This window comes from Pseudomonas sp. S3_B08, from assembly GCF_054667725.1.
Map to the genome: position 1 here is coordinate 541967 of NZ_CP162750.1, position 22385 is coordinate 564351.

A 22385-nucleotide genomic window follows, 5' to 3' on the forward strand; every position below is an offset into this window, starting at 1 on the left:
TTGAAAAAATGTTCAACGGTAAATCGATCTTCATCTCCGGCGGCACCGGCTCGTTCGGGCGCAACTTCATCCGTCACTTGCTGGAGCAATACCAGCCCAAGCGTGTGGTGGTGTTCTCCCGCGACGAGCTGAAACAGTACGAGATGCAGCAGACCTTCAATGCGCCGTGCATGCGTTATTTCATCGGTGACGTGCGTGACGCCGACCGCTTGCGTCAGGCCATGCGCGGCATCGATTATGTGGTGCATGCCGCCGCGCTAAAGCAGGTGCCGGCGGCGGAATACAACCCGACCGAATGCATCCGCACCAACGTCAACGGCGCGGAAAACATCATCGCCGCTGCGATCGATAACGGCGTAAAGAAAGTCGTCGCGCTGTCCACCGACAAGGCGGCCAGCCCGATCAATCTGTACGGCGCGACCAAGTTGCTCTCGGACAAATTGTTCGTCGCCGCCAACAACATTGCCGGCGAGCAGCAGACCCGATTCGCGGTAGTGCGCTACGGCAATGTCGCCGGTTCGCGCGGCTCGGTAGTGCCGTTTTTCAGCAAGCTGATCGCTGACGGCGCGCAGGAGTTGCCGATCACCGACGAGCGCATGACGCGGTTCTGGATCACCCTCGACCACGGCGTGCAGTTCGTGCTCGACAGCTTTGCGCGGATGCACGGCGGCGAAGTGTTCGTGCCGAAGATCCCGTCGATCCGCATCGTCGATCTGGCGCGCGGCATGGCTGAACATCTGCCGCACAAGAACGTCGGCATCCGTCCCGGCGAGAAGCTGCATGAGTTGATGGTGCCGCTGGACGATGCGCGCATGACTCTGGAGTTCGAGGATCACTACACGATTCAGCCGTCGATTCGTTTTACCAGCGTCGACGTCGATTTTGCCGTCGATAAACTTGGCGAACGTGGGCGTGCGGTGGGCGAGGATTTCGAGTATCGCTCGGACACCAACCCGCATTTCCTTTCAGTGGGGCAGATCGCCGATCTGCACGCGAAGCTGTCGGTATGATTCCTTACGGTCGGCAGAGCCTTGATCAGGCGGACATCGATGCGGTGGTCGAGGTGCTGCAATCGGACTGGCTGACCCAGGGGCCGACTATCGAGCGCTTCGAGCAGGCCATGGCTGAGCGCTGTCAGGCGGATTTCGCCGTGGCGGTGTGCAATGCCACGGCGGCGCTGCACATTGCTTGTCTGGCCGCTGACCTGGGGCCGGGCGATCACTTGTGGACCTCGCCGAATACGTTTCTGGCTTCGGCCAATTGCGGGCGCTATTGCGGCGCTGATGTTGATTTCGTCGACATCGATCCGCTGACCTGGAACCTCGATGCCTTCGCCCTTGAAGCGAAGCTCGAACAGGCCGAACGCGACGGCACGCTGCCGAAAGTCCTGGTCGCCGTCGCGTTCTCCGGGCAGAGCTGCGATATGCGCAAGATTGCCGACCTGGCGGTGCGCTACAACTTCACCGTGATCGAAGACGCCTCGCACGCGGTGGGCGCCAGCTACGCCGGGCGTCCAGTCGGTTGTGGCGACTTCGCGGCGATGACGGTGTTCAGTTTTCACCCGGTGAAAATCATTACCAGCGCCGAGGGCGGCATGGTCCTGACCAATCGCCCGGTGCTGGCCGAACGTCTGCGACGCCTGCGCAGCCACGGCATGACCCGCGATCCCGAGCACATGACCGAGCCGAGCCACGGGGCGTGGTATTACCAGCAAGTCGAGCTGGGCTTCAATTACCGGATCACCGATCTGCAAGCGGCGCTGGGACTGTCGCAACTACGCAAACTTGATGAGTTTGTCGCACGTCGCCGGGAACTGGCCGCGCGTTACGATCAGTTGCTCGCCTACCTGCCGCTGACCTTGCCGAGCGCGCAGCCGGAAGCCGATTCGGCGTGGCACCTGTATGTGGTGCGCTTGCAGACCGAGCGCTGCAACCTCAGTCATCGCCAAGTGTTCGAAGGTTTGCGCAACGCTGGCATCGGCGTCAATCTGCACTACATTCCCGTGCACTTGCAGCCTTACTATCGCGAGCTGGGCTTTGCCGAGGGCGATTTCCCCGAGGCCGAGCGCTATTACGCCGAAGCGATCAGTTTGCCGCTGTTCCCTTTGCTCAGTGAGGCACAACAAGATCAGGTGGTCGAGCAACTGCGTCGGCTGCTGCTTGAGGAGTAAGGCACCGTGAGCTGCGTCGCGATCATCCCCGCCCGTGGTGGCAGCAAGCGCATTCCGCGCAAGAATCTCAAACCGTTCGACGGCGTACCGATGATCGTCCGCACGATTCGCACGGCGCTGGAGTCAGGGCTATTCGAGAGCGTTGTGGTCAGCACCGACGATGACGAAATCGCCGACTTCGCACGAGCACATGGCGCTGAAGTGCCGTTCATGCGACCGGCCGATCTGGCCGATGATTTCACCGGTACCGCTGCGGTGATCGTGCATGCCTTGCAGCAATTGCCGACGTTCGATTACGCCTGCTGCGTGTACGCGACCGCGCCATTGTTGCAGGCGCGTTATCTGCGTCAGGGTCTGGATTTGCTCAAGCAGCATCCGCACAAGTCGTTTGCCTTTTCGGTGTGCGGTTTCGGTTTCCCGGTGCAGCGCGCACTGACCCTCGACGAGGAGGGCGCTTTGATGTCCATGTACCCCGAATTTCGTACCACCCGTTCGCAGGATCTGCCCGAAGCGTTTCAGGATGCCGGGCAATTTTACTGGGGGCGCAGCGAAGCGTGGCTGCGTGGCGAGACGCTGTTCTCGCCAGCGAGCCTGCCGGTGATCCTGCCGCGTCATTTGGTCCAGGACATCGACACACCCGAAGACTGGCAACGCGCCGAATATCTGTACGCCGCACTCAGAGCCGGCGGAGAACTGCAATGAGAGTGCTGATCCGCGCCGACGCCTCGCCAACCATCGGCAGCGGCCACATTGCCCGCTGCGTGACTCTGGCGCGGATGCTGCGCGGGCAGGGCAGTCATGTTGCGTTTGCCTGTCGGCGTTTGCCGGGGCATCGACTCGAAGCCTTGAATGCCGAAGGCTTCGAGACCTTTGCACTGCCCGAGCGCTATCGCGACGAAGACCCGCTGCAGGCCATCGAATCGATGTTGCCGTGGCAGTTCGATATTGATGCACTGGGCCTGCTGCTGGATGGGCAGGCACCGTTCGACTGGATCATCGTCGACCATTACGGCCTCGATCATCACTGGCAAACCGCTGCCCGGCGCTGGGCGCATCGAATCGCCGCCGTGGATGATCTGGCCACGCGGCGTTACAGCGTCGATCTGCTGCTCAATCAGAACCTCTCGGGCTTGAGTGAAAACTACGCGGCGCTGCTGCCGCCAGGCTGTCGCACCTTGCTCGGCCCGCGCTACGCCATGCTGCGCGAAGAATTCAACTGCGATGCCATCGAGATCAAACCGAAGGCCCGGCGCGTGCTGGTGAATTTCGGCGGTTTCGACGCGGCGAGGCAGACTCATCATGCGATGCTGGCGCTGGCTGATTTCACTGAGTTGCAGGTGGACTTCGTCGCTGGCGCCGACAACCCGGCGTGGACGCAGATGCAAGCGTTGGCCGAGACGCGACCGAACTGGCGCCTGCACAGTTTCGTCAGCGATTTCCATCAGCGCATGACTGAGGCCGATCTGTTTATCGGCGCCGGCGGTGGCACCAGTTGGGAGCGCGCGGCGTTGGGTTTGCCGACGATCTGCATCGCCGTGGCGAACAATCAGCAGGCCAACGGCGAAGTCATGGCCGCTGCCGGTGCGCATGTGTTCATGGGTGCTCGGGAACAGGTCAGCGTCGAGCAGTTGCGTGATGCGGTCGGCTTCGTCGTAAACAATCATTTTCTACGCCGCAGCCTCGCCGAGCGCTCGCGGCAACTGGTCGACGGACGCGGTGCCGAACGCGTGGCGGCGGCGCTGGCCGGTGCGGTGCTGAAACTGCGCCCGGCAACCCAGGACGATGCGCAGTTGCTGTTCGATGGACGCAATGCCGAAGCAGTGCGGCGCTGGTCGCTGGAAACCGGCGTTATCGATTGGGTGCAGCATCTGCACTGGCTGACGGCGAGTCTGCGCAATCCGCAGCGACTGCTACTGATTGCCGAGGCGGACGACGGCCCGGTCGGGGTGCTGCGTTACGACTTGCGCGGGTTCGAAGCCGAAGTGTCGATCTATCTGCTGGAAGGGCGTTTCGGCCTCGGTTGGGGCAGGGCAGTGCTCAGCCGTGGCGAAGCGTTTGTCGCTGCGCACTGGCCGCAACTGACACGCATCACTGCCCGGGTCATGCCCGCCAATCAGTCCTCATTGAAAGTTTTTCGCGACGCCGGGTTCATCCAGGAAACCTGCGCGTTCAGCCGTGTTTTGAAGGATCACCCGCATGTCTAGTTTCAAGATTGGCCACCACACCATCGGTGCCGATGCGCCGCCGTTCATCATTGCCGAGATGAGCGGCAACCATAACCAGTCTCTCGACGTCGCTTTGCAAATCGTCGAGGCGGCAGCCAAGGCCGGGGCGCATGCCTTGAAGCTGCAAACCTACACCGCCGAAACCATGACCCTGGATTTGGCTGAAGGCGAATTCTTCATCAAGGATCCGGGCAGTCTGTGGGCCGGCACGTCGCTCTACGATCTCTACGAAAAAGCCCATACACCGTGGGAGTGGCACGCGCCGATTTTTGCTCGGGCCAAAGAGTTGGGAATGCTCGCGTTCTCGACGCCGTTCGATGACAGCGCGGTGGATTTTCTCGAAGGCCTCGAGGTGCCGGCGTACAAGATTGCCAGTTTTGAAAACACCGATCTGCCGTTGATCCGTCGAGTGGCAGCGACCGGCAAACCGCTGATCATCTCCACCGGCATGGCCAGCATCGCCGAACTGGATGAAACCGTGCGTGCCGCGCGCGAGGCCGGCTGCAAGGATCTGGTGTTGCTCAAGTGCACCAGCACCTATCCGGCCACGCCACTCAACAGCAATGTGCGCACGATCCCGCATCTGCGCGAGCTGTTTGGTTGCGAGGTGGGGCTGTCGGACCACTCGATGGGCGTTGGCGTGTCGGTGGCGGCGGTGGCGCTGGGAGCGACGGTGGTGGAGAAACACTTCACCCTTGATCGTTCCGCCGGTGGCGTGGACGCGAGTTTCTCCCTGGAGCCTGCGGAGCTGGCCAGTCTGGTCGTCGAAACCGAACGTGCCTGGCAGGCCATGGGGCGTGTTCAGTATGGTCCGACCGAGGCCGAGCGCAAGTCGCTGGTCTATCGCCGCTCGCTGTATGTCACCGCTGACATGGCTGCCGGTGAAGCCTTTACCGGCGACAATCTGCGCGCCATTCGCCCCGGTCTCGGTCTACCGCCCAAGCACACCGAAGCCGTCCTCGGACGCCGTGCGCGCACCGCGATCAAGCGCGGTACGCCGCTGGACTGGTCGCTGGTCGAATAGGCCAATCTGCCATCGATTCGGCAAAATAGCGTGACCTGCGAGTCATAACGCGCATCTTCACTGTATTGTATTGACCGGGGAGATGGCGCCTGGCCCGTTTTGCGGTTCCAGTGATAGCCCTTTGCGCTTCCCGTGGCTGCCCGTTGTGGCGGCCGTTTTCTGTTTGTCGGCGCCCCTCGAATCCTTGCGAGCGGTGGTTTTGGGCTGTTTTTTATTGGGAAGCCGTAATGATTGGCATAAAAAGCATTGCGAGCTACGTTCCTGTAGCCGGCGTGGACAATTACGCACAAGGTGCAAAATTCGAGAAGGATGAAGAATTCATCCTGGGCAAGATCGGTTCGGCGTTCCTGCCGCGCAAAGACGCTGAGCAGGAAACTTCTGACCTGTGCGTGGAAGCGGCCAATGCGCTGTTTGCCAGCAACCCTGAACTGAAGCGTGAATCGATCGACGCGTTGATTGTCGTCACCCAGAACGGTGATGAAGAAGGCCTGCCGCACACAGCGGCAATCGTCCAGGACAAGCTCGGCCTGCCGACCAATGTCGCAGCGTTCGATATCTCGTTGGGCTGCTCCGGTTATGTTTACGGCATCTACGCGATCAAGGGCTTCATGGAAGCCGCCGGCCTGAAGAATGGCCTGCTGATCACCGCTGACCCGTACTCGAAAATCGTTGACCCGGAAGACCGCAACACCACCATGTTGTTTGGCGATGCCGCCACCGCCACCTGGATGGGCGAAAACCCGACCTGGGCGCTGGGCAAGGCCAAGTTCGGCACCGACGGTTCCGGCGCACCGCATTTGAAAGTCAGCAACGGCGTGTTCTTCATGAATGGTCGTCAGGTCTTCAACTTCGCTCTGCTGAAAGTCCCGGCGCACTTGCACGAGTTGCTCGACGATTCCAATCTCAAGGCCGATGACATCGACGCATTCTGCATTCACCAGGGCAGCGCGGCGATTGTCGACGCCGTGGCGCGACGCTTCGAAGGCGAACCGGAGAAGTTCATCAAGGACATGGTCGAGACCGGCAACACCGTGTCGTCGAGCATTCCGCTGCTGCTGGAAAAACACGTCCTCGACTCTGACTGGCAGCGCGTTGCGCTGAGCGGTTTTGGTGTCGGTCTGTCGTGGGGCTCGGCGATCATCTATCGTCCGTAAGCCGCAGCAAAAACCTCTGATACAAAAATAGCGTTCAAGGTTAACCTTGAACGCTATTTTTTTGCCCGAGAAGGAGCGCGAGGCGCCATGAGCGAGTTTTTCCAAGCCAATGCCGAGGTGTTGCAACGGCGCTGGCCGGCGCTGTTCGAGCGATTGATGGCCGAAGACAGCGCGTCCGTACAGGCCGAACTCGTGCAAGGGCTGGGCTCGACGCTGAGCGTCGATGGCATTCAGCTCACCAGTCGCCATGATCGTCTGCATGAGGCGCAAATCCAGGCGGCGAGCCTGCCGGAAAAACCGCATGTTCACGTCTATGGCACTGGCCTCGGCGATTTGCCCGGTGTGCTGCTTGAGCGCGCAGGGCTGGAGCGTCTGTACGTGCACATTCTCAACGGCGCGCTGTTCGCGCTGGTGCTGCAACTGCTCGATCAGCGCCAATGGCTGGAGGATCCTCGGGTCGAACTGTTTTACGCGGGTGATCACCCGGACTTTTTCACCCCGTTCTTTGCCCTGCCGGCCGAGATGTTATTGGCCGATGACTTCAACGCGAAGATCCGCGACCGGCTGATCAATGAAGTACACCTGACATTCAACAATCGCGATTTCGATCCGCAGTCGCCAGAAATCCAGCAACGCTTGCAGGAATGTCTGCCGGTGCTGCTTGGCGATAACGATGTCGCGCAGCTGTTCGGCAGTTGCGCTGGACGTGAAATCTACGTGATCGCCACCGGGCCGACACTGGAGCAGCATTTCGAACGTCTGGCGGCGATCCGTCAGCTTGCTGAGCGGCCGTTGTTCATCTGCGTTGATACGGCCTATCGGCCATTGCGTGAGCACGGCATCGAGCCTGATCTGGTGGTGAGCATCGATCAGCGCATCGGCTTTCGGCATCTGCCGTGCGAGGCGTCCGAGAACGTTGCGCTGGTGTACTTGCCGATGAGCGATCCGCAGGTATTGAAGGCATGGAAGGGCAAGCGTTATGGCGGCTATTCGGCCAGCCCGATCTACAGCGACCTGCGAGAACAGTATCCACGCGGTGAGCTGCATGTCGGCGGTAGCGTGATCCATCCGGCGGTGGATCTCGCGGTAAAAATGGGCGCGAGTCGAATCACTCTGTTCGGCGCCGACTTCGCCTTCCCGATGAACAAGACCCACGCCGGTTGGGACGACGGCGATTTAGGCCCGCCGCTGGCCCAGGCGCGGCACTGGGTGCGCGATGGTCATGGTCAGCGCGTCAGCACTCAGCTGAATTTTCGCGGCTATCTATGTGTGCTTGAGCGTTATATCGCCGCGCATCCGCAGGTCGAGTTTCTCAACAGCAGCCGCGCCGGTGCATCGATTGCCGGGACCGCTTTCAATCCGGAGTTCGTGCAATGAGTGCGCTGAACCAGAGTCAGCATCAGTGCCGCCAGTGCGCGGCTTTGTTTCGCTTGGGGCGTGATGTCGAGGCGGCGTTGACCATGGTCGATGTGTTCGAACAGGCCCAGCAATGTCTGGCGTCTGCCTCAGTGGATATCCAGCAAGCGTGGGCACAGGTGCTCACGCAAATGCTCGACTGTCAGGAGCGCCAGGACTGGTTGGGCCTGGCTGACTATATGGAATACGAACTGGTTGAATTGCTGGAAAGTGCCAGGCGCTGAACCGCTGCGCCGCGCTGGCCCGCGGCTTTGCGTTACAGGCGGTTTTATGACGTCATTTTTTCGCGCTGGATGTGCTGCTAAGTCTTTGTTTTCTCGGGGGTGGCGTGGTGATGGCAAAATTTTTTCAAAAAGCCCTCAAGCAACCTGCAAACCCGACGATAACTATTACGAAGGTTCTCTAGGCCATACCCGGCGGTTGCCAGGGCCGGAAGCCGCAGTACCCAACCAACGAGGAATTCGTCATGGCTTTAACAGTAAACACCAACACCACATCGTTGAACGTTCAGAAAAACCTGAACCGCGCTTCCGACGCTCTGTCCACCTCGATGCAGCGCCTGTCTTCCGGCCTGAAAATCAACAGCGCCAAAGACGACGCCGCTGGCCTGCAGATCTCCAACCGTATGTCCTCGCAGATCCGCGGTAACACCCAGGCCATCCAGAACGCCAACGACGGTATCTCCGTTGCCCAGACCGCTGAAGGCGCTCTGCAAGCTTCGACCGACATCCTGCAGCGTATGCGTGAACTGGCTGTTAAAGCTCGTAACGGTACCAACGGCACCGCTGACCAGACCGCTACCAACGCTGAATTCGCTCAGATGTCTGACGAAATTACCCGTATCTCGGCTGCTACCAACCTGAACGGCAAAAACCTGCTGGACGGTTCGGCTGGTACTGTGACCCTGCAAGTTGGCGCAAACACCGGTTCGGCTAACCACATCGACCTGGTACTGAGCTCCAAGTTCGACGCCGTCAGCCTGTCGGTAGGTAGCGGTACTGTAGTTCTGACCGGTACTTCGGGTACTGGTGCTGGTTCTGCTTCGCAGAACATCGACAACGCGATCACTGCAATCGACGCCGCTATCGCTGCAATCGGTGCAACCCGTGCCAGCCTGGGTGCTTCGCAAAACCGTCTGACCAGCACCATCTCCAACCTGCAGAACATCACTGAAAACACCACCGCTGCTCAGGGTCGTGTACAGGACACCGACTTCGCCGCAGAAACTGCTAACCTGACCAAGCAGCAGACTCTGCAGCAAGCTTCGACCTCCGTACTGGCTCAAGCCAACCAACTGCCTTCCGCTGTACTGAAGCTGCTTCAGTAATCCGGAACAAGTTTAAGCGGGGGAGTGCGCTTGTCGTGCTCTCTCGCTTTTTTACGTTAAGAGGTGATGGGCATGGACATGAGCGTAAAGCTTAACGTGTCTTATCCGGCTCCCAAGCCAGTGACACCGGTTGCTGACAAACCGTCAGAGCTGCCTAAAGTCCAAAAGACTGAAGCACCGGTCGCTGCCAAGGATCAGGATTCGGACGGCGCCAAGTTGAAGCTGGCGGTGCAAGAGATCGAAAAGTTCGTCCAGTCGATCAAGCGTAATCTGGAGTTCTCGATTGACGAGCATTCCGGCAAGGTCATCGTCAAGGTGATCGCGAGCGAGACGGGTGAAGTCGTTCGACAGATTCCTTCCGCCGAAGCCCTCAAACTGGCCGACAGCCTCGCCAATGCAAGTCATGTATTGTTCGACGCCAAGGTCTGATAAATGGCATGAATAGTGTTTGTTCGTTCTCAGGACGCGTGTAACGGTCAAAAGAATGGCAGCAATCTGAAGGGAGATGCACATGGCAAGTCCAATTTTACCGGGTTCCGGACTGGGTTCCGGCCTGGACATCGGCGCGATCGTGACCGCGCTGGTCAACGCCGACAAGTCTGCCAAGCAGACGCAGATCGATACCGCGACCAAAAGCAACAGCCTGAAGATTTCCGGCGTTGGTTCGCTGAAAAGTGCATTGGCGGCCTATCAGAAAGCGATGGGTGATCTGAACAAGGCAACAAGCCCGGCGTTTGCCGGTTTTACTGCAACCTCGGATGCGCCAACTGTCGTCGGTGCCACTTCGGATAAAACCGCCGTGCCGGGTACTTACAGCGTAGTCGTGAAAAACCTGGCCACCGGCTCCAAAGTTGCCAGTGCCGCCTTTGCCGGCGGGGCCGCCAGTGCCATTCCGAGTGGTACTCTGAAAATCAGTCAGAATGGCATTGATTACAATGTCGCGATTCCGGCCAATGCCACCTTGCAGTCCACGCGCGATGCGATCAACACCGCGCAGTCCAGCAATGGCATTTCCGCGAACATCGTGACTGACAGTACCGGCGCCTCGCGTCTGGTACTGAGCTCCAACAAGACGGGCGCCGGCATGGACCTGCAGGTCAGCGGTATCGCCGGTCTCGAGATCGATGGCACCCAGAAGATGGGTGACAGTCCTGCGGCAGGGGCATCCGGTGCGGTCGGTGATGTGGCCAAGGACGCGAGCCTGACCATCGACGGACTGGCCGTTACCAGCAAGACCAACACCGTCACCGGTGCGATCAGCGGCATGACGCTGAATCTGGTCACTGCGAGTCCCGTCGTGGGCGGCGTGCCAACGCCGGCTACTGTATCGGTTGCGACCAATACCGCCGGCATCCAGACATCGCTGCAATCGTTCATCGATTCCTATAACACCCTGAAGAAAACCATCGACACCTTGTCCAAGGCAACGCCGGATGCCGATGGCAATCTGACCGTTTCGGCGGCGTTCACTGGTGACGCTCTGCCGCGTTCGTTGATGGCGGACGTGCGCGCTCAGTTGACAGATCCAGGGGCGGGCGGAGCAGGCCAATTGTCCGTGCTTTCACAGATGGGTGTGTTGACTGACAGTAAAACCGGTTTGCTGACGCTCGATACTGCAGTGTTCAACAAGCGTATGGAAATCCCGGGCATGGCTGGCCAGGTTCAGCAGCTCTTCAGCGGCACCGATGCCAAGAATGGTCTGTTGGCGCGTATGACTGCGGCGGTTGATCCGTACGTCAAGACCGGTGGGCTGCTGGATCAGCGCAGCTCCAACCTGGCGAGTCTGACGAGCGGCTTGCAGAAGCAGCAGGCGGCGCTGGATCTGCGGGTTGCCAACCTGACGTCGACATTGACGGCCAAGTACAACGCCATGGACTTGCTGGTAGGGCAGATGAAAGCAACGGCGAGCAACATCACGTCGTTCTTCAGCTCGCTGAACGCTCAGCAGTCGGCGAAGTAACAGTCAGTAACGACAAAAACCCGGCTACGCTTTATCGGCGTGCGCCGGGTTTTTGTCTTTTGATCTAAAGTTTTCGGGCCGGTTGGCGATACACTGGTTATACGAGTCAACGTGGCAATGAGGTAGAACATGAACCCGATGTTAGCCCTTCGGCAGTACCAGAAAGTCGGCGCCCATGCGCAGACGTCCGAAGCGAGCCCGCACCGCCTGGTGCAAATGTTGATGGAAGGTGGCCTGGCCCGGATTGCGCAGGCCAAGGGCGCCATTGAGCGCAAGGATATTCCCGGCAAGTGCACGGCGATCAGCAAGGCCATCGGCATTGTCAGTGGCCTGCGTGAAGGTCTCGACCTTGAAAACAATGCAGAGGCACTGGCCGATCTGGATGGCCTGTACATCTACATGATGAAGCGCCTCGCCGAGGCGAACATCAGCAGCGATCCCCGTGTACTCGACGAAGTCGCCGGCCTGCTGACCACGGTCAAAGAAGGTTGGGACGCCATCGCGCCCGTGCCGGCTCCGCAGTTCTGAAGGAGATCACCATGAGTCTTGTATTGCAGCGAATTGCCGATACCCGTGAAGCGTTGGTCGGAGCATTGGCCGAACGAAACTGGGAAGCCATCGGCGAGCTGGATCTGGCTTGCCGTTCCTGCATGGAAGACGTCATGGCGGAAGCTTCGCTGGACGAAGTTGCGTTGCGCGATAACCTTGAAGAGCTGCTATTCGTCTACAAAGAGCTTCTCGAGGTGGCAATGGGCGAGCGGCAGGCGATAGCCAACGAGATGTCGCAGATCACCCAAGCGCAAAAGGCTGCAAAGGTTTACCATCTGTTTGGTTGATTAACCGTCAGTTGAACCAGAGATGTGCGCCATAAATTTGACTGTGCACGGTTTTTTGACTTAACTAGTGGCTATTATCAGATTTAGGGCGTCTACAGGCACATGGTGTCCTGCAAGCGTCTCGCTTGCCTTATTTTTCGGGCATTGAGTTGACTAGGGAAGTTGCTATTGCATGTGGCGTGAAACCAAAATTCTGCTGATCGATGACGATAGCGTCCGCCGCCGCGACCTGGCGGTGATTCTAAATTTTCTTGGCGAAGAAAATTTACCCTGCGGCAGCCATGACTGGCAGCAGGCTGTCGGCTCTTTGTCGTCTAGTCGTGAAGTCATTTGCGTACTGATCGGGACCGTTAATGCTCCTGGCGCGCTTTTGGGCTTGCTAAAGACACTCGCAACCTGGGATGAGTTCCTTCCGGTTTTGTTAATGGGCGATAATTCTTCCGTTGACCTGCCTGAAGACCAGCGTCGCCGCGTGCTGTCGACCCTGGAAATGCCGCCCAGCTACAGCAAATTGCTCGATTCGCTGCATCGCGCCCAGGTCTATCGCGAAATGTACGACCAGGCCCGCGAACGCGGCCGTCATCGCGAACCCAATCTTTTCCGCAGTCTTGTCGGCACCAGCCGTGCGATTCAGCACGTCCGGCAGATGATGCAGCAAGTGGCCGACACCGACGCCAGCGTGCTGATCCTCGGCGAGTCCGGCACCGGCAAGGAAGTGGTCGCGCGCAACCTGCACTACCACTCCAAACGCCGCGACGCGCCATTCGTGCCGGTCAACTGCGGGGCGATCCCGGCAGAGCTGCTGGAAAGCGAACTGTTCGGCCACGAGAAGGGCGCCTTCACTGGCGCGATCACCAGCCGTGCCGGGCGCTTTGAGCTGGCCAACGGCGGCACGCTGTTTCTCGACGAAATCGGCGACATGCCGCTGCCGATGCAGGTCAAGCTGCTGCGCGTATTGCAAGAGCGCACCTTCGAACGCGTGGGCAGCAACAAGACCCAGAGCGTCGACGTGCGCATCATTGCCGCAACGCACAAGAATCTCGAAAGCATGATCGAGATCGGCTCGTTCCGTGAAGACCTCTACTATCGCCTGAACGTGTTCCCGATCGAGATGGCGCCGCTGCGTGAGCGCGTCGAAGACATCCCGCTGCTGATGAACGAACTGATCTCGCGCATGGAGCACGAGAAGCGCGGTTCGATCCGTTTCAACTCGGCGGCGATCATGTCGCTGTGCCGTCACGGCTGGCCGGGCAACGTCCGCGAACTCGCCAACCTGGTCGAGCGCATGGCGATCATGCACCCGTACGGGGTGATCGGCGTGGTCGAATTGCCGAAGAAATTCCGCTACGTCGACGACGAAGACGAGCAGATGGTCGACAGCCTGCGCAGCGATCTGGAAGAACGCGTGGCCATCAACGGCCATACGCCGGACTTCAGCGCCAACGCGTTGCTGCCGCCGGAAGGTCTCGACCTCAAGGACTACCTCGGTGGCCTGGAGCAGGGCCTGATTCAGCAAGCGCTGGACGATGCCAATGGCATTGTCGCCCGTGCCGCTGAGCGTCTGCGTATTCGTCGTACCACCCTGGTCGAGAAGATGCGCAAGTACGGCATGAGCCGGGCTGGAGGAGATGAACAGGCGGATGATTGACGCCTGTTTTTCAAGCGCTTCATTTATAAGCGGTTTTTTTTAGGCACGGGTATTGCTATAGCCCTCGCAACGTTCCGTTTCACTGACGGTCAGCCAAGCGAGAGAGCCCAATGCCCCAAGCCGCCCAGATCTCTTCTGCCTCCAATATCGTGGGGCAACCCTCGTCCGTAGAGCAGGCAAGTCGTCAGGGACTTGAGCAGGCCTTCCAGCTGTTCAACCAGATGTCGAGCCAGCTGACCGACTCCTACAGCCTGCTCGAAGCGCGGGTCACCGAGCTCAAGGGTGAGCTGGCCGTGGTCAGCGCCCAGCGCATGCAGGAACTGGCGGAAAAAGAACGCCTGGCCAATCGCCTGCAAAACCTCCTCGACCTGTTGCCCGGCGGCGTCATCGTCATCGACGGCCACGGTCTGGTACGCGAAGCCAATCCTGCCGCCATCGATCTGCTCGGCTCGCCACTCGAGGGCGAACTCTGGCGCCATGTGATCGCGCGCTGCTTCGCTCCCCGTGAAGACGACGGTCATGAAATCTCCTTGAAAAACGGTCGACGCCTGTCGATTTCCACCCGCTCGCTGGATGCCGAGCCGGGGCAGTTGGTGCTGCTCAACGACTTGACGGAAACACGTCATCTGCAAGACCAGTTGGCGCGCCACGAACGTTTGTCATCGCTGGGGCGCATGGTTGCCTCGCTGGCCCACCAGATTCGAACACCGCTGTCCGCCGCTTTGCTCTACGCCAGTCATTTGACTGAACAGCAACTGCCAGTGGAAACCCAGCAACGCTTTGCCGGCCGCTTGAAAGAGCGTCTGCACGAACTCGAACATCAAGTGCGCGACATGCTGGTGTTCGCTCGCGGTGAATTGCCGCTGACCGACCGCCTCACGCCCGGTGCCTTGATGCAGTCGCTGCAGGCTGCGGCGCTGACCCATGTGCAGGACCTGCCGATCCGCTGGCAGTGCGACAGCCATGCCGGTGAGTTGCTGTGCAACCGCGACACGTTGGTCGGCGCATTACTGAATCTGATTGAAAACGCCATTCAGGCCAGCGCTGGCGAAGCGCGCCTGAAAGTGCATTGCTACACCAGAGGCAATACCCTGCGTCTGTGTGTCAGCGACAGCGGCAGCGGCATTGAGCCGACAGTTTTGGCGCGCCTCGGCGAGCCTTTTTTTACTACCAAAGTAACCGGCACCGGCCTCGGCCTGACCGTGGTCAAAGCGGTGGCCCGTGCGCATCAGGGAGAATTGACCCTGCGTTCGCGAGTCGGGCGCGGCACTTGCGCGCAGGTCAGTCTGCCGCTGTTTTCCGCTGCACAAGGAGTTGAATAAACGTCATGGGCATCAAGGTGTTGCTGGTCGAGGATGACCGTTCGTTGCGCGAAGCGCTGGCCGATACGCTGCTGCTCGCCGGCCACGACTATCACGCCGTCGGTAGCGCCGAAGAAGCGCTGACGGCGGTCGCGCAGCAAGCTTTCAGCCTGGTGGTCAGCGACGTCAACATGCCGGGCATGGACGGTCATCAATTGCTTGCGTTGCTGCGCGCACGCCAGCCGCAATTGCCGGTGCTATTGATGACCGCCCACGGCGCCGTCGAGCGTGCGGTCGATGCGATGCGCCAAGGCGCGGCGGATTATCTGGTCAAGCCGTTTGAGCCCAAGGCATTGCTCGATCTGGTGGCGCGGCATGCGCTGGGCTGCATTGATGCTGGCGAAGCGGAAGGCCCCGTCGCCGTTGAACCGGCCAGTGCGCAGTTGCTTGAGCTGGCGGCACGGGTCGCGCGCAGTGACTCGACTGTGTTGATCTCCGGCGAGTCCGGCACCGGTAAAGAAGTGCTGGCGCGCTACATTCACCAGCAATCGCGACGGGCGAGCCAGCCGTTTATTGCGATCAACTGCGCGGCGATTCCCGACAACATGCTCGAAGCAACACTGTTCGGCCATGAGAAGGGCTCGTTCACCGGCGCCATCGCCTCGCAGGCCGGCAAGTTCGAGCAGGCGGACGGCGGCACCATTCTGCTCGATGAAATTTCCGAAATGCCACTGGGCCTGCAAGCCAAGTTGCTGCGCGTCCTGCAAGAGCGGGAAGTGGAGCGAGTGGGCGCGCGCAAGCCAATCACTCTGGACATTCGCGTGGTCGCCACGACCAACCGTGATCTGGCCGGCGAAGTGGCGGCGGGGCGTTTTCGCGAAGACCTGTTTTACCGCTTGTCGGTTTTCCCTCTGGCTTGGCGTCCACTTCGCGAACGCACTGCCGATATCCTGCCGCTGGCGGAAAAGTTGCTGGCCAAACACGTCAATAAAATGAAGCACGCAGCAGCGAAGCTGTCCGCCGAAGCTCAAGCTTGCCTGACCGCGTATCCGTGGCCAGGCAATGTACGTGAACTGGACAACGCCATTCAGCGCGCGTTGATTCTGCAGCAGGGCGGTTTGATTCAGCCGCAGGATTTTTGCCTGAGCGGTGCGGTGACATTTGCGCCGTTGCCGGTCGCGGCACCAGTGATCCGCGAGGTGGAAATCGAGGCGGATTCTTCCGGCGCGCTGGGCGATGACCTGCGCCGCCGGGAGTTTCAGATGATCATCGACACCCTGCGCGCCGAGCGTGGCCGCCGTAAGGAAGCTGCCGAAAAGCTCGGCATCAGCCCGCGCACCCTGCGCTACAAACTGGCGCAAATGCGCGATGCTGGGATGGATGTCGAAGGTTATCTGTTCGCCACCTGATCGATGCTGCAAAACATTCCAGATGCTTTTCTCAGGAGGGTGCCCACTAGCTGGCACCCTTGTTGCTAATACCTGTGTACCCGCCGAGTGAGTGTCAAAAAATTGCGGGCCGCCCAAGAGAGTAGACCATGAGCCAAGGTATTGAATTTAATCGGTTGATGATGGACATGCAGGCCATGAAAGTGGATGCCATGTCTGCGCGTAAATCGACTGCCGCTGTCCCTGAAATCGCGGGCAGCAGCTTTTCCGACATGCTCGGTCAGGCGATCAATAAAGTCAGCGATACCCAGCAGGCGTCGACTCAACTGGCCAACGCGTTCGAGATCGGCAAGAGCGGTGTCGACCTGACTGACGTCATGATTGCGTCGCAAAAAGCCAGCGTGTCGTTCCAGGCTCTGACCCAGGTGCGCAACAAGCTGGTCCAGGCTTACCAAGACATCATGCAGATGCCGGTTTAAGGGCGAAATAAGTCATGGCAGAAGCAGTCGCTGATAACGTTCCGGCCAAGGCCACCCCGATCGACGGCAAACCGCCGCTGTTCGGCCTGTCCTTTCTGGAAAACCTTTCCCAGATGACCGTGCTGCGTCAGGTCGGCCTGTTGGTCGGTCTGGCGGCGAGCGTGGCGATTGGCTTTGCCGTGGTGCTGTGGTCGCAGCAGCCGGATTACCGTCCACTGTACGGCAGCCTTGCCGGCATGGACGCCAAGCAGGTCATGGAAACCCTGGCCGCCGCTGACATTCCCTACAACGTAGAACCCAATTCCGGCGCCTTGCTGGTCAAGGCCGACGACCTGTCCCGTGCGCGGATGAAACTCGCTGCCGCTGGTGTCACTCCCAGCGACGGCAACATCGGTTTCGAAATCCTCGACAAGGAACAGGGTCTGGGTACCAGCCAGTTCATGGAAGCGACCCGTTATCGTCGCGGCCTCGAAGGCGAACTGGCGCGGACCATTTCCAGTTTGAACAACGTAAAGGGTGCTCGCGTGCACCTGGCCATTCCGAAGAGTTCGGTGTTCGTCCGTGACGAGCGCAAGCCGAGCGCTTCGGTACTGGTCGAGCTGTACAGCGGGCGTTCGCTGGAGCCGGGTCAGGTGGTGGCGATCATCAACCTGGTGGCGACTTCCGTGCCCGAGTTGAGCAAATCGCAGATCACCGTCGTCGATCAGAAGGGCAACCTGCTCTCCGATCAGGCGGAGAACTCGGAAATGACCATGGCCGGCAAGCAGTTCGATTACAGCCGCCGCATGGAAAGCATGCTCACCCAGCGCGTGCACAACATTCTGCAACCGGTACTGGGCAACGATCGTTACAAGGCTGAAGTCTCCGCCGACGTCGATTTCAGTGCCGTCGAATCGACCGCCGAGCAGTTCAACCCGGACCAACCGGCGTTGCGCAGCGAGCAGTCGGTCAACGAACAACGTACCGCCAGCAATGGCCCGCAAGGTGTGCCGGGTGCCCTGAGCAACCAGCCGCCGTCGCCTGCCTCGGCGCCGCAGACCACCGGTGGCACCGCCGCACCGGCCGGGATGATTCAGCCAGGTCAGCCATTGGTTGATGCCAACGGCCAGCAGATCATGGACCCGGCCACCGGCCAGCCGATGCTCGCGCCGTACCCGGCGGACAAGCGTCAACAATCGACCAAGAACTTCGAACTCGACCGTTCGATCAGCCACACCAAGCAGCAGCAGGGCCGTCTCAATCGCCTGTCGGTGTCGGTGGTGGTCGACGATCAGGTCAAGATCAACCCGGCCAACGGTGAAACCAGCCGTGCGCCGTGGAGCGCCGACGAATTGGCGCGCTTTACCCGCCTGGTGCAGGACGCGGTCGGTTTCGACGCCAGCCGTGGCGACAGCGTCAGCGTGATCAACATGCCGTTCTCCGCCGAGCGCGGCGAAGTGATTGCCGATATTCCGTTCTACTCCCAGCCATGGTTCTGGGACATCGTCAAACAAGTGCTGGGTGTGCTGTTCATCCTCGTACTGGTGTTTGGTGTGCTGCGTCCGGTGCTCAACAACATCACCGGCGGTGGCAAAGGCAAGGAGCTGGCCGGTCTGGGCAGCGACGTGGAACTTGGTGGCATGAGCGGCCTGGACGGCGAACTGGCCAACGACCGCGTGAGCCTCGGTGGTCCGCAGAGCATTCTGTTGCCGAGCCCGAGCGAGGGTTATGACGCACAGCTGAATGCAATCAAGAGTCTGGTAGCTGAAGACCCGGGTCGCGTGGCTCAGGTCGTGAAAGAGTGGATTAACGCAGATGAGTGATAACCGAGCCGCCACCGTCAAACTGACCAAGGTCGACAAAGCCGCGATTCTGCTGCTGTCCCTGGGTTCGACCGATGCTGCGCAAGTGTTGCGCCACATGGGGCCCAAAGAGGTTCAGCGCGTCGGCGTGGCCATGGCGCAGATGGGCAACGTCCATCGCGAACAGGTCGAGCAGGTGATGAGCGAGTTCGTCGACATCGTCGGCGATCAGACCAGCCTCGGCGTCGGTTCCGACGACTACGTACGCAAGATGCTCACCCAGGCCCTGGGCGAAGACAAGGCCAACGGCCTGATCGACCGCATCCTGCTCGGTGGCAACACCAGTGGCCTCGACAGCCTGAAATGGATGGAGCCGCGCGCCGTCGCCGACGTGATCCGTTACGAACACCCGCAGATCCAGGCAATCGTGGTCGCGTACCTCGACCCGGATCAGGCCGGTGAAGTGCTCGGCAACTTCGACCATAAAGTGCGTCTGGACATCATCCTGCGCGTCTCGTCGTTGAACACCGTGCAACCGGCCGCCTTGAAAGAACTCAACCAGATTCTCGAGAAACAGTTCTCCGGCAACTCGAACGCCTCGCGCACCACCCTGGGTGGCATCAAGCGTGCGGCCGACATCATGAACTTCCTCGACAGCTCGATCGAAGGCCAGCTCATGGACTCGATCCGCGAAGTCGACGAAGACCTGTCCGGTCAGATCGAAGACCTCATGTTCGTGTTCAACAACCTTGCCGACGTCGACGACCGTGGCATTCAGGCGCTGTTGCGCGAAGTCTCTTCCGATGTGCTGGTGCTGGCCCTCAAGGGCTCGGACGAGGGCGTCAAGGAAAAGATCTTCAAGAACATGTCCAAGCGTGCCGCCGAACTGTTGCGCGACGACCTCGAGGCGAAAGGCCCGGTGCGCGTCAGCGATGTCGAAACCGCGCAGAAGGAAATTCTCACCATTGCCCGTCGCATGGCCGAAGCCGGCGAGATCGTGCTCGGTGGCAAGGGCGGCGAGGAAATGATCTAAGCCCATGGATAAGCCTGACGAGTCTGTGACGGATCTGATCCGCGCCCGCGATGTTCGTGGTTTCGAATCCCGGGCGCTGCCCAGCTTCGACCCGCCGAAACCGGAACCCGAGCCGGAACCCGAGCCTGAACCGCCGGAAATGGAAGAAGTGCCGCTGGAAGAAGTCCAGCCACTGACCCTGGAAGAACTCGAAAGCATCCGTCAGGAGGCTTACAACGAGGGCTTCGCCATCGGCGAAAAAGAAGGTTTTCACAGCACCACGCTGAAGGTGCGTCAGGAAGCCGAAACAGCGCTGGCGGCGAAAATCGCCAGCCTTGAGCTGCTGATGGCCAACCTGTTCGAACCGATCGCCGAGCAAGACACCCAGATTGAAAAGTCGCTGGTTGACCTCGTGCAGCACATCACCAAACAAGTGATCAAGCGCGAACTGGCCATCGACTCGACACAGATCGAACACGTCATGCGCGATGCCCTCAAGCTATTGCCGCTGGGCGTGGAAAACGTGCGCCTGTACGTCAATCCGCAGGATTTCGCCCAGGTCAAAGCCCTGCGCGAACGCCACGAAGAAACCTGGCGCATCGTTGAAGACGAGTCGCTGTTGCCGGGCGGCTGCCGGGTTGAAACCGAACACAGCCGCATCGACGCCAGCGTCGAGTCACGGGTGACCCAGGTTATGGCCAAACTGTTCGACCAATTGCATGAGCAGGCTCTGCATCCGGCAGCGCCTGACTTGAGTCTGGACATTCCCGAAGACACCCCAGCGGCTGTCGACTCTGACGAGCCGCGCGCGGACGCCAGCGATGCGCCTTGAACGCACCAGCTTCGCCAAGCGCCTGAGCACCTACGCCGAGGCCACCGAGATTGCCGGCGCGCCGATCCTTGAAGGTCGGCTGCTGCGCATGGTTGGCCTGACCCTCGAAGCCGAAGGCCTGCGCGCCGCCATGGGCACCCGCTGCATGGTGATCAATGACGACAGCTACCACCCGTCTCAGGTGGAAGCGGAAGTCATGGGTTTTTCCGGCAGCAAAGTCTTTCTGATGCCGGTCGGCAGCGTCGCCGGGATTGCCCCGGGCGCTCGTGTGGTGCCGCTGGCCGATACCGGTCGTTTGCCGATGGGCATGAGCATGCTCGGCCGTGTTCTTGACGGTGCCGGCCGCGCGCTGGACGGCAAGGGTGGCATGAAGGCCGAAGACTGGGTGCCGATGGACGGCCCGACCATCAACCCGCTCAACCGTGATCCGATCAGCGTACCGCTGGACGTCGGCATCCGTTGCATCAACGGTTTGCTGACGGTCGGCCGTGGCCAGCGTCTGGGTCTGTTCGCCGGTACCGGTGTCGGTAAATCGGTGCTGTTGGGCATGATGACCCGCTTCACCGAAGCCGACATCATCGTCGTCGGCCTAATCGGTGAGCGTGGTCGCGAAGTTAAGGAATTCATCGAGCACATCCTCGGTGAAGAAGGCCTCAAACGCTCGGTAGTGGTTGCCTCGCCAGCGGACGATGCACCGCTGATGCGTATGCGCGCGGCGATGTATTGCACGCGCATCGCCGAGTATTTCCGCGACAAGGGCAAGAACGTTCTGCTGCTGATGGACTCGCTGACCCGTTTCGCCCAGGCCCAGCGTGAAATCGCGCTGGCCATCGGCGAACCGCCAGCAACCAAGGGCTATCCGCCCTCGGTGTTCGCCAAACTGCCGAAACTGGTGGAGCGCGCCGGTAATGCGGAGAAGGGCGGCGGTTCGATCACGGCGTTCTACACCGTACTGTCCGAAGGCGATGACCAGCAGGACCCGATTGCCGACTCGGCGCGGGGCGTGCTCGACGGCCACATCGTCCTGTCGCGGCGCCTCGCCGAGGAAGGCCACTATCCGGCGATCGACATCGAAGCGTCGATCAGCCGGGTGATGCCGGCGGTGGTTTCGCCGGATCACATGCAGCGCGCGCAGTATTTCAAACAGCTCTGGTCACGCTATCAGCAGAGCCGCGATCTGATCAGCGTCGGTGCCTATGTGGCCGGTGGCGATCGCGAGACCGATCTGGCGATTTCCCTGCAACCGCAGTTGGTCAGGTATCAGCGCCAGGGCCTCAACGACAAAATCAATCTGGGTGAAAGCCAGGCCTATCTGGAAACCCTGTTCGCCCCTGCGGCGGGCGGGTAACCGGCCATGGCCGTCAGCCGCGCCGCGCGCCTGGCACCGGTGGTGGACATGGCCGAGAAGGCCGAGAAAGCCGCCGTGCAGCGCCTCGCCTACTTTCAGGGCCAGGTCAAAGTTGCCGAAAGCAAACTGGCCGACCTCAATGCCTTTCGTCTGGATTACTCGCAGCAGTGGATCGTGCGCGGCAGCACCGGCGTGACCGGGCAATGGCTGCTGGGTTTTCAGGGCTTTCTGGCGCAACTCGACACCGCCGTCGACCAGCAACGGCAGAGCCTGGTCTGGCACCAGAACAAGCTCGACAAGGCGCGTGAGGAATGGCAGCAGGCGTTTGCCCGCGTCGAGGGTTTGCGCAAACTGGTGCAGCGCTATCGTGATGAAGCGCAACGCCTGGAAGACAAGCGCGAGCAGAAGCTGCTCGATGAACTGTCGCAGCGTCTGCCACGGCGTGATGCCTTCTAAACCTCACCGCCAAACCCTGTGGGAGCGA

At 60.3% G+C, this 22385-nt stretch carries 22 protein-coding genes; all 22 read left to right on the forward strand.

Annotated elements, in window-relative coordinates:
* Positions 1–8 precede the first annotated feature (8 nt).
* Positions 9–1010: a UDP-N-acetylglucosamine 4,6-dehydratase (inverting) gene (gene pseB / locus AB4N73_RS02545; protein WP_460142888.1), complete on the forward strand. Its 1002-nt coding sequence runs from the start codon at positions 9–11 to the stop codon at positions 1008–1010.
* Complete coding sequence (pseC, locus tag AB4N73_RS02550; protein WP_460142889.1) at positions 1007–2170, forward strand: UDP-4-amino-4,6-dideoxy-N-acetyl-beta-L-altrosamine transaminase; 1164 nt, start codon at positions 1007–1009, stop codon at positions 2168–2170. Before pseB ends, pseC begins: the two co-directional genes overlap by 4 nt.
* Positions 2171–2176: 6 nt before the next feature.
* Complete coding sequence (gene pseF, locus AB4N73_RS02555) at positions 2177–2872, forward strand: pseudaminic acid cytidylyltransferase (RefSeq protein WP_460142890.1); 696 nt, start codon at positions 2177–2179, stop codon at positions 2870–2872.
* Positions 2869–4374, forward strand: a complete 1506-nt coding sequence (gene pseG, locus AB4N73_RS02560) for a UDP-2,4-diacetamido-2,4,6-trideoxy-beta-L-altropyranose hydrolase (protein ID WP_460060237.1) — start codon at positions 2869–2871, stop codon at positions 4372–4374. The genes pseF and pseG overlap by 4 nt, the downstream gene beginning before the upstream one ends.
* Positions 4367–5419, forward strand: coding sequence for a pseudaminic acid synthase (gene pseI / locus AB4N73_RS02565; RefSeq protein ID WP_236167929.1), 1053 nt, complete (start codon positions 4367–4369; stop codon positions 5417–5419). The genes pseG and pseI overlap by 8 nt, the downstream gene beginning before the upstream one ends.
* A 227-nt stretch (positions 5420–5646) precedes the next feature.
* Complete coding sequence (locus AB4N73_RS02570) at positions 5647–6573, forward strand: ketoacyl-ACP synthase III (RefSeq protein ID WP_016771093.1); 927 nt, start codon at positions 5647–5649, stop codon at positions 6571–6573.
* Between the two features lie 87 nt (positions 6574–6660).
* Positions 6661–7950 carry a motility associated factor glycosyltransferase family protein gene (locus AB4N73_RS02575; RefSeq protein WP_460142891.1) on the forward strand — a complete coding sequence of 430 codons (1290 nt, stop codon included), beginning with the start codon at positions 6661–6663 and terminating at the stop codon, positions 7948–7950.
* Positions 7947–8213 carry a hypothetical protein gene (locus AB4N73_RS02580; protein ID WP_406228544.1) on the forward strand — a complete coding sequence of 89 codons (267 nt, stop codon included), beginning with the start codon at positions 7947–7949 and terminating at the stop codon, positions 8211–8213. Before AB4N73_RS02575 ends, AB4N73_RS02580 begins: the two co-directional genes overlap by 4 nt.
* A 242-nt stretch (positions 8214–8455) precedes the next feature.
* Entirely contained in the window at positions 8456–9316 is an 861-nt protein-coding gene (locus AB4N73_RS02585; protein ID WP_016771090.1) for a flagellin domain-containing protein, read from the forward strand.
* 72 nt (positions 9317–9388) lie between these two features.
* Entirely contained in the window at positions 9389–9745 is a 357-nt protein-coding gene (locus AB4N73_RS02590) for a flagellar protein FlaG (RefSeq protein ID WP_041479011.1), read from the forward strand.
* Between the two features lie 82 nt (positions 9746–9827).
* Positions 9828–11276, forward strand: a complete 1449-nt coding sequence (fliD, locus tag AB4N73_RS02595) for a flagellar filament capping protein FliD (RefSeq protein WP_041479012.1) — start codon at positions 9828–9830, stop codon at positions 11274–11276.
* Positions 11277–11405: 129 nt separating this feature from the next.
* Positions 11406–11804: a flagellar export chaperone FliS gene (gene fliS / locus AB4N73_RS02600; protein ID WP_041479013.1), complete on the forward strand. Its 399-nt coding sequence runs from the start codon at positions 11406–11408 to the stop codon at positions 11802–11804.
* Between the two features lie 11 nt (positions 11805–11815).
* A complete protein-coding gene (locus AB4N73_RS02605) occupies positions 11816–12112 on the forward strand; it encodes a hypothetical protein (RefSeq protein ID WP_016771085.1) in 297 nt (98 codons plus the stop codon).
* A 172-nt stretch (positions 12113–12284) separates the two neighbouring features.
* Positions 12285–13760, forward strand: coding sequence for a sigma-54 dependent transcriptional regulator (locus AB4N73_RS02610; protein WP_041479014.1), 1476 nt, complete (start codon positions 12285–12287; stop codon positions 13758–13760).
* A 110-nt stretch (positions 13761–13870) separates the two neighbouring features.
* The gene (locus AB4N73_RS02615; RefSeq protein WP_150636655.1) at positions 13871–15082 is read left to right on the forward strand and encodes a sensor histidine kinase; all 1212 of its coding nucleotides are present in this window, start codon (positions 13871–13873) and stop codon (positions 15080–15082) included.
* 5 nt (positions 15083–15087) lie between these two features.
* Positions 15088–16470, forward strand: a complete 1383-nt coding sequence (locus AB4N73_RS02620) for a sigma-54-dependent transcriptional regulator (RefSeq protein WP_310214957.1) — start codon at positions 15088–15090, stop codon at positions 16468–16470.
* Positions 16471–16598: 128 nt separating this feature from the next.
* Positions 16599–16928, forward strand: a complete 330-nt coding sequence (gene fliE / locus AB4N73_RS02625; protein WP_016771081.1) for a flagellar hook-basal body complex protein FliE — start codon at positions 16599–16601, stop codon at positions 16926–16928.
* 14 nt (positions 16929–16942) lie between these two features.
* Positions 16943–18730, forward strand: coding sequence for a flagellar basal-body MS-ring/collar protein FliF (gene fliF / locus AB4N73_RS02630; RefSeq protein ID WP_460142892.1), 1788 nt, complete (start codon positions 16943–16945; stop codon positions 18728–18730).
* A complete protein-coding gene (gene fliG, locus AB4N73_RS02635) occupies positions 18723–19742 on the forward strand; it encodes a flagellar motor switch protein FliG (RefSeq protein WP_016771079.1) in 1020 nt (339 codons plus the stop codon). Before fliF ends, fliG begins: the two co-directional genes overlap by 8 nt.
* A 4-nt stretch (positions 19743–19746) precedes the next feature.
* Entirely contained in the window at positions 19747–20553 is an 807-nt protein-coding gene (gene fliH, locus AB4N73_RS02640; RefSeq protein ID WP_460142893.1) for a flagellar assembly protein FliH, read from the forward strand.
* Positions 20543–21901: a flagellar protein export ATPase FliI gene (fliI, locus tag AB4N73_RS02645; RefSeq protein ID WP_016771077.1), complete on the forward strand. Its 1359-nt coding sequence runs from the start codon at positions 20543–20545 to the stop codon at positions 21899–21901. The genes fliH and fliI overlap by 11 nt, the downstream gene beginning before the upstream one ends.
* 6 nt (positions 21902–21907) lie before the next feature.
* Positions 21908–22357 carry a flagellar export protein FliJ gene (gene fliJ / locus AB4N73_RS02650; protein WP_016771076.1) on the forward strand — a complete coding sequence of 150 codons (450 nt, stop codon included), beginning with the start codon at positions 21908–21910 and terminating at the stop codon, positions 22355–22357.
* The last annotated feature ends 28 nt before the right edge of the window (positions 22358–22385 follow it).